Source organism: Kitasatospora herbaricolor (genome assembly GCF_030813695.1).
GTDB classification, from domain to species: domain Bacteria; phylum Actinomycetota; class Actinomycetes; order Streptomycetales; family Streptomycetaceae; genus Kitasatospora; species Kitasatospora herbaricolor.
In genome coordinates, this window is record NZ_JAUSVA010000002.1 from 5,859,703 (window position 1) to 5,871,900 (window position 12,198).

Annotated in this window: 10 protein-coding genes; all 10 read left to right on the top strand. The window is 72.7% G+C overall.

What is annotated here, in order from left to right; translation table 11 throughout:
- Window positions 1-545: 545 nt before the first annotated feature.
- Window positions 546-2,681, top strand: a complete 2,136-nt coding sequence (gene rho / locus J2S46_RS25945) for a transcription termination factor Rho (RefSeq protein ID WP_191289498.1) — start codon at window positions 546-548, stop codon at window positions 2,679-2,681.
- Window positions 2,682-2,959: 278 nt separating this feature from the next.
- Window positions 2,960-4,153 (top strand): LCP family protein, encoded by a 1,194-nt coding sequence (locus J2S46_RS25950; protein ID WP_191289499.1) that lies wholly within the window; start codon window positions 2,960-2,962, stop codon window positions 4,151-4,153.
- Window positions 4,154-4,300: 147 nt separating this feature from the next.
- Window positions 4,301-4,525: a 50S ribosomal protein L31 gene (rpmE, locus tag J2S46_RS25955; RefSeq protein WP_073926128.1), complete on the top strand. Its 225-nt coding sequence runs from the start codon at window positions 4,301-4,303 to the stop codon at window positions 4,523-4,525.
- Between the two features lie 138 nt (window positions 4,526-4,663).
- Window positions 4,664-5,740 (top strand): peptide chain release factor 1, encoded by a 1,077-nt coding sequence (gene prfA / locus J2S46_RS25960; protein ID WP_190209420.1) that lies wholly within the window; start codon window positions 4,664-4,666, stop codon window positions 5,738-5,740.
- A 52-nt stretch (window positions 5,741-5,792) separates the two neighbouring features.
- Window positions 5,793-6,659 (top strand): peptide chain release factor N(5)-glutamine methyltransferase, encoded by an 867-nt coding sequence (gene prmC, locus J2S46_RS25965; protein WP_073926126.1) that lies wholly within the window; start codon window positions 5,793-5,795, stop codon window positions 6,657-6,659.
- A 136-nt stretch (window positions 6,660-6,795) separates the two neighbouring features.
- Window positions 6,796-7,443 (top strand): L-threonylcarbamoyladenylate synthase, encoded by a 648-nt coding sequence (locus J2S46_RS25970; protein WP_073926125.1) that lies wholly within the window; start codon window positions 6,796-6,798, stop codon window positions 7,441-7,443.
- Between the two features lie 29 nt (window positions 7,444-7,472).
- Window positions 7,473-8,114: an arsenate reductase/protein-tyrosine-phosphatase family protein gene (locus J2S46_RS25975; RefSeq protein ID WP_073926347.1), complete on the top strand. Its 642-nt coding sequence runs from the start codon at window positions 7,473-7,475 to the stop codon at window positions 8,112-8,114.
- Between the two features lie 159 nt (window positions 8,115-8,273).
- A complete protein-coding gene (gene glyA / locus J2S46_RS25980) occupies window positions 8,274-9,614 on the top strand; it encodes a serine hydroxymethyltransferase (protein WP_191289500.1) in 1,341 nt (446 codons plus the stop codon).
- 193 nt (window positions 9,615-9,807) lie between these two features.
- Window positions 9,808-11,280 carry an MraY family glycosyltransferase gene (locus J2S46_RS25985; RefSeq protein ID WP_191289501.1) on the top strand — a complete coding sequence of 491 codons (1,473 nt, stop codon included), beginning with the start codon at window positions 9,808-9,810 and terminating at the stop codon, window positions 11,278-11,280.
- A 301-nt stretch (window positions 11,281-11,581) separates the two neighbouring features.
- On the top strand, window positions 11,582-12,025 hold the full coding sequence (locus tag J2S46_RS25990; RefSeq protein ID WP_191289502.1) for a Cg1360 family ATP-synthase-associated protein: 444 nt from the start codon (window positions 11,582-11,584) through the stop codon (window positions 12,023-12,025).
- Window positions 12,026-12,198: the final 173 nt, after the last annotated feature.

Here is a 12,198-nt window from a genome sequence, read left to right on the forward strand (position 1 = left end):
GGCAAGCGCAAGGCTGGGGAATGTCTGAGGGAGTCGGTAGTGTTAACCTCATTGCTGCACCAGGTGCCCTCCGGGGCTCGGTGCGCCGCGTCCCGATCCCAGCGTTCCGCTTCCGCGGAATCAGGGCGATGCACGGGACCGCGATTCTCCGGGAGCCCGCCACAGCGCGTACGCAGCCTGCCTGCGCGATTGCGGCCGCATCCCGAAGCCGTGACGGCACCTGACTCCCACCCGCGGCCTCCAATCTGAGGCCCGGCCGGGCGGAACACGGGCGACCGTCTCGCAACGGGGGCCCGGGATTCGCAGGCAGTGGGCTCCTCCTGCTCCTTCGCGGGCAAGGAGGGCGCGGGCCGGCACGACACCGGTCCACCGCGCAGACCGAGCACCACCTGTGCTTCACGCACCGCACCTCGCAGCTCTCTCCCGACTGGCACCTTCATTCGGGGGACCACAGCCTCGGGCCGACGCAGACGAGCGTCGGTCAGGACAGCACAACCGGTCGCCGAGCCAGACAGGCCGACGTCCGCTCCAGGGAAGGACCCTTAGTGAGCGACACCACCGATCTGATGGGCGCGCGCCCCGACGCCGAGGCGCCGGACGCAGCCGCGGCCCCCGCGGCTCCGGCACGACGCCGTCGCACCGCCGCCGCGGGCCTTGACGGTCTCGTCCTGGCCGAGCTGCAGAAGCTCGCCTCGACGCTGGGCATCAGTGGCACCGGGCGCCTGCGCAAGAGCCAGTTGATCGAGGCCATCAAGGAGAAGAGCGGCGGCGACCCGCTGCTCGCCGGCTCCGCGCCCGCCGCCCCGGCCGCCAAGCGCGCCGCCAAGGCCGCCCCGGCCGAGGCCCCGGCCGCCGAGCCGGCCGAGAAGCCCGCCCGCCGCACCCGTGCCGCCGCCGCCACCGAGGCCCCGGCCGCCGAGCCCCAGACCCAGATCGACATCCCGGTCCAGGCCGCCGCCGAGACCGCCGCGCCGGCCCGTGCCGAGCGCACCCGCCGCCGCGCCACCTCGGCCGCCGGCACCCCCACCGCCGAGGAGGCCGCCGCCGCGTCGGTCGCCACCGAGGCCAAGCAGGCGGAGGCCAAGCAGGCCGTGACCCGCCAGGCGGACGTCAAGCAGGGCGAGACCCGTGCTTTCGACGGCCGCCAGGAGGACGGTCGCAGCGAGAGCCGCCGCGACCGCCGTGACCGCCGTGACCGCCGCGAGGGCGGCGAGCGCCAGGACGGCGCCGAGTCGCAGGCCGGCCAGGAGGGTGACGGCCGCGAGTCGCGTCGTGACCGCCGCAACCGCCGGGACCGCGCCGAGCGCCAGGGCGGCCAGGCCCAGCCCCAGTCCGGGCAGCAGTCCGGTGCCCAGGGCGACGGCCAGCCCGGCCGGCAGACCCAGCAGGGCGGCGGCCAGCCGCAGGTCCAGCAGGGCGGCTACGACGACGACGAGTTCGGCGACGGCCGGCGCGGGCGGCGCGGCCGCTACCGCGACCGCCGGGGCCGCGGCACCCGCCGCGACGGCTTCGACGTGGGCCCGGCCGAGCCGCAGGTCGGCGACGACGATGTGCTGATCCCCGTCGCGGGCATCCTGGACATCCTCGACAACTACGCGTTCGTGCGCACCTCCGGCTACCTGCCGGGCAGCAACGACGTCTACGTCTCGCTGGCCCAGGTCCGCAAGAACGGCCTGCGCAAGGGTGACGCGATCACCGGTGCCGTGCGCCAGCCCAAGGACGGCGAGCGCCGCGAGAAGTTCAACGCCATGGTGCGGCTGGACTCCGTCAACGGCATGGACCCGGAGAGCGGCCGCGGCCGTCCCGAGTTCGGCAAGCTGACCCCGCTGTACCCGCAGGAGCGCCTGCGCCTGGAGACCGACCCGGGCGTGCTGACCACCCGGATCATCGACCTGGTGTCGCCGATCGGCAAGGGCCAGCGCGGTCTGATCGTCGCCCCGCCGAAGACCGGCAAGACGATGATCATGCAGGCGATCGCCAACGCGATCACCCACAACAACCCCGAGTGCCACCTGATGGTCGTCCTGGTCGACGAGCGTCCGGAAGAGGTCACCGACATGCAGCGGTCGGTGAAGGGCGAGGTCATCTCCTCGACCTTCGACCGCCCGGCCGAGGACCACACCGTGGTCGCCGAGCTGGCCATCGAGCGCGCCAAGCGCCTGGTGGAGCTGGGTCACGACGTGGTGATCCTGCTGGACTCGATCACCCGCCTGGGCCGCGCCTACAACCTGGCGGCGCCGGCCTCCGGCCGCATCCTGTCCGGTGGTGTCGACTCGACCGCGCTCTACCCGCCGAAGAAGTTCTTCGGCGCCGCGCGCAACATCGAGAACGGCGGCTCGCTGACCATCCTCGCCACCGCGCTGGTGGAGACCGGCTCCCGGGCCGACGAGGTCGTCTTCGAGGAGTTCAAGGGCACCGGCAACATGGAGCTCAAGCTCGACCGCAAGCTCTCCGACAAGCGCATCTTCCCGGCCGTCGACGTCGACGCCTCCAGCACCCGCAAGGAGGAGATCCTGCTGGGCAAGGAGGAGCTGGCCGTCACCTGGAAGCTCCGCCGGGTGCTGCACGCGCTCGACTCGCAGCAGGCGATCGAGCTGCTGCTGGACAAGATGAAGCAGACCAAGAGCAACGCCGAGTTCCTGATGCAGATCGCCAAGACGACCCCCGGGTCCGGCGACTGACACCCGGTCGGGAACACCCGTTGCACCACCCCGAGCCCCGGGCCGCGCACGCGGTCCGGGGCTCGGGCGTTCCCGCGGCCGGCCGGGGCGGCCGCCTCCTCCTGCCGCCGGCCGCCTCCTCCTGCCGCCGGCCCCGCCGCGCCCCGGGCCCCGCCGCTGCCCGGGGCCCGGCCGCCCCGGCCGCCGGTTCGCCCGGCTTCGCCTATGCTCGAACGGGTGGCCATATCGGCCATAAGAGGGAGAAAAGGGAAAAACCGCCTAGTCGAGGACGGAACCGGATGGCCGATCACGAGAAGGGCCGCAGCCCCCGCCGCCGCGCCCTGCGGATCGCCGTCTGCGCCATGGTCGCCGTCGCGGTGATCGGCGCCGGGGTGGCCGGCTACGCGTACTGGAAGTTCAACGGCAACATCAAGAGCGTCGACATCGACGCCAGCCTGGGCACCGCCCGGCCGCCGGCCGCCACCGACGGCTCGTTCAACCTGCTGGTGCTCGGCTCGGACTCGCGGGCGGGCGGCAACGGCGCCCTGGCCGGCGGCGACACCGCCGACACCGCCCGCTCCGACACCGCCATGGTGGTGCACGTCAACCAGGACCACTCCGGCGCGCAGGTGGTGTCCATCCCGCGCGACACCCTGGTCGCCCGTCCCGCCTGCACCGACAAGGCAGGCAAGACCGTGCCCGCCGTGCAACGGGCGATGTTCAACAGCGCCTACGAGACCGGCGGCGCCGCCTGCGCCGTGAAGACCGCGGAGCAGCTCACCGGGCTGCGGATGAACCACTACGTCGAGATCGACTTCTCCGGCTTCGCGCACGTCATCGACTCCATAGGCGGGGTCACCGTGACGACCACGGTGGCCATCCACGACAAGGACAGCGGCCTCGACCTCGCGGCCGGCACCCACCACCTCGACGGCACCCAGGCGCTCGCCTTCGTGCGCACCCGGCACGGCGTCGGCAACGGCAGCGACCTCGGCCGGATCGAACTCCAGAAGCAGATGATGAAGTCCGTGCTGCAGCAGGTCGCCGGCATCGGACTGTTCTCCAACCCGGTGAAGCTCTGGTCCGTCGGCGACACCCTGACCAGCAGCATCACCACCGACTCGGACCTCGCCTCGGTGAACTCCCTGGTCGGTCTCGCGCAGTCGCTCAGGGACATCGGCCCGGAGCAGCTCGCCATGGTCACCCTGCCGGTGGTGACGGCCCCCTCCGACCCGAACCGGGTGGTCTCCCAGCAGCCGCAGGCCGGCCAGCTGTGGGCGGCCCTGAAGACCGACCAGGCCGTCCCGCAGGCCGTCCTGGCGGTCCAGCCGGGCAACCCCGCCACCTCGCCCTCCGGGGCCGCCGCACGGCCCTCCGGGGGCTCGTCCGGCACCGCCCCGGCAGCGTCCCCGAGCAGCTCGCCGAGCGGTCTCCCCGGCACCCGCCCGAGCGCCTCCCCGAGCGGCTCGGCGGCGGCCGCCGCCGGGGATTAGGGCCCGGTCGCGGGTGCCCGGAATATCCCCCCGGGGCTCCCGGTTTGGGAAGAAGCGGGCAGTCCTGGCAGACTGGTCCGTCGGTCCCGGTTCACGTGCGGCTGATCAGACGCCGACCCGGTGCCCTCCCGAACCTAGGAGAACCCCTTGAAGCCCAACGTTCACCCCACGTACGTGGTCACCTCCGTGACCTGCACCTGTGGCAACGAGTTCACCACCCGCTCGACCGAGCCCAGCGGCGTCATTCGCGCCGAGGTCTGCTCGCAGTGCCACCCGTTCTACACCGGCAAGCAGAAGATCATGGACACCGGTGGCCGCGTCGCCCGCTTCGAGGCCCGCTTCGGCAAGGGCCACAGCGGCAAGCAGGCCTAGCGCTCCCACGGCGCCGGTCTCCGGTGCCCCCGTCCAGCACGGGGGCACCGGGACCGGCGCCGTTCGCGTCCCACCGCCGCACCGCCGCATCCACCAGCACCGACGCCACCGCAGACCGATCCGGAAGTAGGCCATCCCATGTTCGAGGCAGTCGAAGAGCTCCTCGTCGAGCACGCCGCCCTCGAGGAGCGGCTGGCCGACCCGTCCGTCCACGCGGACCAGGCGAACGCCCGCAAGCTCGCCAAGCGCTACGCCGAGCTCACCCCGATCACCGCCACCTACCGCGCCTGGCGCCAGGCCGGCGAGGACATCGAGGCGGCCCGTGAGTTCGCCGCCGAGGACCCGGACTTCATCGCCGAGATCAAGTCCGCCGAGGCCCGCCAGGCGGAGCTGACCGAGGACCTGCGCCTGTTGCTCGTCCCCCGGGACCCGAGCGACGAGAAGGACGTGATCCTGGAGATCAAGGCGGGCGAGGGCGGCGAGGAGTCCGCGCTGTTCGCCGGCGACCTGCTGCGGATGTACCTGCGCTTCGCGGAGCGGACCGGCTGGAAGACCGAGATCATCGACTCCAACGAGTCCGACCTCGGCGGCTACAAGGACGTCTCGGTGGCCGTGAAGACCAAGGGCACCGTCGAGCCCGGCCAGGGCGTCTGGGCCCGCCTGAAGTACGAGGGCGGCGTGCACCGCGTGCAGCGCGTGCCGGCCACCGAGTCCCAGGGCCGCATCCACACCTCGGCGGCGGGTGTGCTGGTCACCCCCGAGGCCGAGGAGGTCGAGGTCGAGGTCCACGCCAACGACCTGCGGATCGACGTGTACCGCTCGTCGGGCCCCGGCGGCCAGTCCGTCAACACCACCGACTCGGCCGTCCGGATCACCCACCTGCCGACCGGTATCGTGGCCTCCTGCCAGAACGAGAAGAGCCAGCTCCAGAACAAGGAGTCGGCCATGCGTATCCTGCGCTCACGGCTGCTGGCCGCCGCGCAGGAGGCCGCCGAGCAGGAGGCCTCGGACGCGCGTCGTAGCCAGGTCCGCACCGTGGACCGCTCCGAGCGCATCCGGACGTACAACTACCCGGAGAACCGCATCTCGGACCACCGCACGGGCTTCAAGTCGTACAACCTGGACCAGGTCTTGGACGGCGAGCTGAACCCGGTGATCCAGTCGTGCGTGGACGCCGACGCGGCTGCCAAGCTCGCCTCGGCACAACAGAACTGAGCAATCCGGCCCGGATGCGACCACCGGGCTGCGCCGGAAGGGGTACGTACGGATGAACCTGCTGCTCGCCGAGGTGGCCCAGGCCACCCAGCGGTTGGCCGCGGCCGGCGTGCCGTCGCCGCGCTTCGACGCGGAGGAACTCGCCGCACACATCCACAACGTCAAGCGCAGCCAGCTGCACACCGTCCCGGACGCCGACTTCGACGCCCGCTACTGGGAGGCCATCTCCCGCCGCGAGGCGCGCGAGCCGCTCCAGCACATCACCGGCCGGGCCTTCTTCCGGTACCTGGAGCTGGAGGTCGGCCCCGGCGTCTTCGTGCCCCGCCCCGAGACCGAGACGGTCGTCGAGTGGGCCATAGACGCCGTCCGGGACATGGACGTGGCCGAGCCGCTGGTGGTCGACCTGTGCACCGGCTCCGGCGCGATCGCGCTGGCCCTGGCCCAGGAACTGCCCCGCTCCCAGGTGCACGCCTTCGAGCTGGACGAGGGCGCCATGCGCTACACCCGGCGCAACATCGCCGCCAGCTCCGACCGGGCCCGGGTCACCCTGCACGCGGGGGACGCCACCCGCGCCTTCGAGGACGACCGCTCCTGGGACGGCCGCTTCGACCTGGTGATCAGCAACCCGCCGTACATCCCGCTCACCGAGTGGGAGTACGTCGCGCCCGAGGCCCGTGACCACGACCCGCAGATGTCGCTGTTCTCCGGCGAGGACGGCCTGGACACCATCCGCGGCATCGAGCGGGTCGCCGCCCGGCTGCTGCGTCCCGGCGGCGCCGTCGTGATCGAGCACGCCGACACCCAGGGCGGCCAGGTGCCGTGGATCTTCAACGAGGAAGGCGGCTGGACCGACGCCGCCGACCACCGCGACCTCAACAACCGCCCGCGCTTCACCACGGCCCGGAAGGCGTCGCTGTGACCCTCGGGCACCGCGGCCGGCCGCAGCACGGCGACCGGCCGCACCACCACGACCGGGCCCCAGGGCACCGCGCCCATGGCGCCGCCGCGGACCCGGACGTCAACGCCATGAGTCATCTCGGAAGGGGACCGCACCGATGAGCCGCCGCTACGACTGTGCCGACGCAGGGGACCGCGCCACCGGACTGCGCGAGGCCGCCTCGGCGATCCGCCGCGGTGAGATCGTCGTGCTGCCGACCGACACCCTCTACGGGGTCGGCGCGGACGCCTTCTCCCCGGACGCCGTCGCCGCGCTGCTGGCCGCCAAGGGCCGTGGACGCAACATGCCGTCCCCCGTCCTGGTCGGCTCGCCGACGACCCTGCACGGCCTGGTCACCGACTTCTCCGAGCAGGCCTGGGAGCTGGTCGACGCCTTCTGGCCCGGCGGTCTCACCCTGGTCGCCAAGCACCAGCCCTCGCTGCGCTGGGACCTCGGCGAGACCCGGGGCACCGTCGCCGTCCGGATGCCGCTGCACCCGGTCGCGATCGAGCTGCTGAACGCCACCGGCCCGCTCGCCGTCTCCAGTGCCAACCGCACCGGCGGTCCGTCGCCGGCCACCTGCGACGAGGCCCAGGAGCAGCTCGGCGACGCCATCTCGGTGTACCTGGACGGCGGCCGGGCCGACCACGCGACCGCCTCCTCCATCGTCGACGTCACGGGCAAGGTCCCGGTCCTGCTGCGGGCCGGCGCGATCAGCGCCGAGCAGCTGAGGGAGGTCGTCCCCGACCTGGAGGCCGGCAGTTGACGGCGACCTCCCTGCACGCGGGGCCCGGCATATCGCCGTACCTCAGCGTGGCGCCCCGGCCGCTCGACCACTTCCGGATCCTGTTCGTCTGCACCGGGAACATCTGCCGCTCGCCGATCGCCGAGCGGCTCACCCGGCGTGAGCTGGACACCCGGCTGAGCCCCCGGGTGGCCGGCCGGATCCTGGTGGAGAGCGCCGGCACCTGGGGCCACGAGGGCGCCCCGATGGAGGCGCACGCCGCCACCGTGCTGGACGAGTACGGGGCGGACAGCGGCGGCTTCACCGGCCGCGAGCTGCTGGACGAGCACGTGGTCGAGGCCGACCTGGTGCTCACCGCGACGCTGGACCACCGGGCCCAGGTGATCTCGATGGGCCACGCGGCCGGGCTGCGCACCTTCACGCTGAAGGAGTTCACCCGGCTGGTGCGCCGGATCGACCCGGGCACGCTGCCCGACCCCCGGCGCGGCGCCGACGTCACCGAACGGGCCCGGGCGCTGGTCCGGGCGGCCGCGGCGCTGCGCGGTTGGCTGCTCGCGGCGACCCCCGAGTCGGACGAGGTGGACGATCCCTACGGCGCGCCGATCGGGATGTTCCGCAACTGCGGCGAGGAGATATTCCACGCCGTGGACCCGGTCGTCACGGCGCTGACCGGGGTCCAGGCACCGCGCTGACCGCCCCTGGCCGCACCCGCCGCGGGGGCACTGCGCCCTGACGGGTGCACCCGCCTCGCGTCGGCAGGACGGCCGCGCGGGCCGGTCCTACGCTGGAGGGACCTCTCTCCCGCCGCCTTCGGCCGGGAGGTGCCCGCACCCGTAGCCCGGGAGTCCGCCATGACCGTCACCGATGCCCCCACCGGTCGCTCCGACAGCGGGCATTCCGACACCGCGCACCCTGACAGCACACACCCGCGGGCCGAGAACCGCGACCCCGCCGGGGGATGGCGGCCCTCGCCGGCCCTGCGGCAGGCGGATCCGCAGCTGGCCGACCTGCTGGCCGCCGAGGCCGAGCGGCGGGCCGAGAGCGTGCAGCTGCTGGCCGGGGAGAACCTCACCAGCCCGGCGGTGCTGGCCGCGCTCGGCGGCCCGCTGATCGACAAGTACGCCGAGGGCTACCCGGGCCGGCGCCACCACACCGGCTGCACCCTCGCCGACGCCGCCGAGCTGCTGGCCGTCGACCGGGCCCGCGCGCTGTTCGCCGCCCCGCACGCCAACGTCCAGCCCCGGTCCGCTACTTCGGCGATGCTGGCGGCCTACGCCGCGCTGCTCAGGCCCGGCGACGTGGTGCTGTCGATGTCGCTGGAGCACGGCGGCCACCTCAGCTGCGGCTCGCGCGCCAACTTCTCCGGCCGCTGGTTCGAGTTCGTCGGCTACGGCGTCCGCGAAGACGACGGCCTGGTCGACCTGGACCAGGTCCGCGAGCTGGCCCGCCGCCACCGCCCGAAGGCGATCATCGCGGGCGGCATCTCCTACCCCCGCCACCTGGACTGGGCGGCCTTCCGGGAGATCGCCGACGAGGTCGACGCCTACCTGATCGCCTCCGTCGCGCAGACCGTCGGCCTGGTCGCCGGGGGAGTGGCCCCGTCGCCCGTCCCGTACGCGGACATCACCGTCGCGGCCACCCACAAGCTGCTGCGCGGCCCGCGCGGCGGCCTGCTGCTCTGCACCTCCGAGCTGGCCGACCGGGTCGACCGGGCGGTCTTCCCGTTCACCCAGGGCGGCGCGGCGATGAACGAGGTGGCCGGCAAGGCGGTGGCCTTCGCCGAGGCGGCCACCCCCGAGTACCGCGACTACGCCCGCCGCACGGTCGCCGGGGCCCGCTCGCTGGCCGCCGGGCTGGCCGCGGCGGGACTGCGCCCGACCACCGGCGGCACCGACACCCACCTGGTGACGGCGGACGTCTCCCCGCTCGGGATCAGCGGCGCGGAGGCCGAGCGCAGGTGCGCCGCGGTGGGACTGATGCTGGGCAAGTGCGCGCTGCCGTACGACCCGGCGCCGGCCGCAGAGGGCTCCGGGATCCGGCTCGGGACGGGCACGGTCACCACGCAGGGGATGGCCGGGACGGAGCTCACCGAGATCGCCGCCCTGGTCGGACAGGTGCTCGAAGGGGGCCCGCAGGCCCGGATCGGTGCCCGGGTACGGGAACTCGCATGGCAGTTCGCCGGCCGGAGCTGAGGGCCGGAGCCCGCTCCGCACCCGCCGCGGCGGGGCCCGAACAAGGGTCCGTACCCGTCGAGGCGAACCGCGATGCACACGGACCGCGTCCAACTCAATAAGGTATGTGCCGTGGCGACGCACCTCGAACCCCGGAAGAGCACGGGAGTACCTTCGGTATTCACCCGTCGGACTGTGACGCTGGAGGCTCGTGGTGCGTGAGTATCTGCTGGTGCTGTTCTGCACCGCGGCCGTCACCTATCTGCTGACCGGCCCCGTCCGGAAGTTCGCCATCCTGGCCGGCGCCATGCCGCCGGTCCGGGCCCGCGACGTGCACCGCGAGCCGACCCCCCGGCTCGGTGGCATCGCGATGTTCGGCGGGCTCTGCGCGGGCGTCCTGGTCGCCTCCCAACTCGACAACCTGAGCAAGGCGTTCGTCGAGGGCTCGGACATCAGGGCGCTGCTCTCCGGAGCCGGGATCATGTGGATCCTCGGTGTGCTGGACGACAAGTGGGGCGTCGACGCCCTGGTCAAGCTCGGCGGCCAGATGATCGCCGCCGGCGTGATGGTCTGGCAGGGCGTGACGGTCATCTCGCTGCCGCTGCCCGGTTACGGCGCGGTGGCGGTCGGCCCGACCCAGGGCATGGTGATCTCGGTCGCCCTGGTGGTGATCATGGTCAACGCGGTGAACTTCATCGACGGTCTGGACGGCCTCGCGGCCGGCATGGTCTGCATCGCCGCGGGCGCCTTCTTCCTCTACTCCTACCGGCTCTGGTACGGGTACACGATCACCGCCGCCGCCCCCGCCGTCCTGTTCAGCGCGCTGCTGATCGGCATGTGCCTGGGCTTCCTGCCGCACAACCTGCACCCGGCCCGGATCTTCATGGGCGACTCGGGCTCGATGATGCTCGGCCTGATGCTGGCCGTCTCGGCGATCTCCATCACCGGCCGGGTCGACCCGGACCTGCTGACCGACCGCACCGAGTCGCTGGCCGTCACCGTGCACACCCTGGTGCCCGTCTACATCCCGCTGCTGCTGCCGCTGACCGTCATCGCGCTGCCGCTGGCCGACCTGCTGCTCGCGGTGGTGCGCCGCACCTGGGCCGGGAAGTCGCCGTTCGCCGCCGACAAGCAGCACCTGCACCACCGGCTGCTGGAGGTCGGGCACTCGCACAGCCGGGCCGTGCTGATCATGTACTTCTGGGCCGCGCTGATCGCCTTCGGCACGGTGGCCTTCTCGGTCACCGACACCGGCCGGACCGTGGTGCTCACCATCGCCGGGTTCTGCCTGCTGGGCATCGTCGTGCTGCTGATCCCGCGGTTCCGCCCGCACGCCCCGCAGGCGGTGCAGGCCTTCGTGCCGCCCCGCTACCGCCGCGGCGGTGCGGAGGCCGAGCAGGAGCCGGCCGCCGCCGGGACCGCCGCGCGCACGCCGGACGAGGCCGACGGGAGGGCGGGCGAGCCGGTCCGGGCGCAGGCCGGGGACAAGGCCGCCGGCAAGGCCGGGAGGAAGGCGCCGGCGACCGCCGGCCGGGCGAAGGAGCAGGCCACGGGGCAGGAGGCGCCCGACGCGGCACCGGCGATGGCGGAGCTCTCGGCGAAGGACAAGGAGCTGCTCGGACGGCTCGGCACCGGGGCTTCGGCGGTCGGCGGACACGGGCGCGGACGGGGCTCGCGCGAGGGCTGACCGGCGCGTGTGATGGTGTGTCAATCTGCTTCACCCGTACGGCGGCACCGTTGGGCCGTCGGTGTGACAGGTACCACACATTCATGGTAAAGCTCTCATCAAATAGTTTGTGATACCGTTCACGAGTACCGAGAAACGCGCCGAAAGACCTGACAGGTGGAGGACTTCCGTCCCTGGTCGGGTCTCCCTCGACGGGCTCGCCGCCAAGCGGCCGGCCTGCGGCGATCCCTCCCGGTAGGTGCCACCCACCGCACTGTGCGCCCGTCCCCCGTTTCCCCGACATGCCGCCGGAGTTGCCGACATGCCGTCCCCCGACGCCCGGATCCTTCGCGGCGCCGCAATCCCCACTGCGGTCGCCGGAGTCATCGCCATGGTGATCTCGACCGCCGTAGTCGGTGGCAAGGGACTGCTCGGCGCACTCTTCGCGACGCTGCTCGTGATGGCCTTCTTCAGCTCCGGCCAGGTCGCCCTCGATCGGCTGACCAGGAACAACCCGCAGATGATGATGGCTGCGGCCCTGCTGGTCTACACCACGCAGATCCTGCTGGTCGGCATCGTTCTCGCGGTGTTCAAGAACACGACGCTCTTCGACACCAAGGTCTTCGGCTTCACGCTGCTCGGCTGCGCTCTGATCTGGACGGGCTTCCAGGTGCGCGGCGCGATGAAGGCGAAGCTCTACTACGTCCAGTCCGACGCCTCCGAAAACAAGGCCGACAAGCCTTCGGACTCGGGGCGTCAACAGTGACGAGGCCGAGCTGTCCCCCCAACGAGGGGGGCGGTGTTTATGCGGTACTGACGGGCTGCTATCGTCCGTCGCAACAACGGAGTACGGGAAGAGGCCTGGTCCATCCGCTCGGCGGACGGATCGCCCCCCGGATCCGCGCAGTCTTCGATGATCCCGCGTCGGTGCAGCGCACC

Excerpts from the sequence above, each read along its gene's own strand:
- prfA (WP_190209420.1), top strand. The coding sequence starts at position 4,664 with ATGTTCGAGGCAGTCGAAGAGCTCCTCGTCGAGCACGCCGCCCTCGAG.
- J2S46_RS25990 (WP_191289502.1), top strand. The coding sequence starts at position 11,582 with ATGCCGTCCCCCGACGCCCGGATCCTTCGCGGCGCCGCAATCCCCACT.
- J2S46_RS25950 (WP_191289499.1), top strand. The coding sequence starts at position 2,960 with ATGGCCGATCACGAGAAGGGCCGCAGCCCCCGCCGCCGCGCCCTGCGG.
- prmC (WP_073926126.1), top strand. The coding sequence starts at position 5,793 with ATGAACCTGCTGCTCGCCGAGGTGGCCCAGGCCACCCAGCGGTTGGCC.
- J2S46_RS25970 (WP_073926125.1), top strand. The coding sequence starts at position 6,796 with ATGAGCCGCCGCTACGACTGTGCCGACGCAGGGGACCGCGCCACCGGA.
- glyA (WP_191289500.1), top strand. The coding sequence starts at position 8,274 with ATGACCGTCACCGATGCCCCCACCGGTCGCTCCGACAGCGGGCATTCC.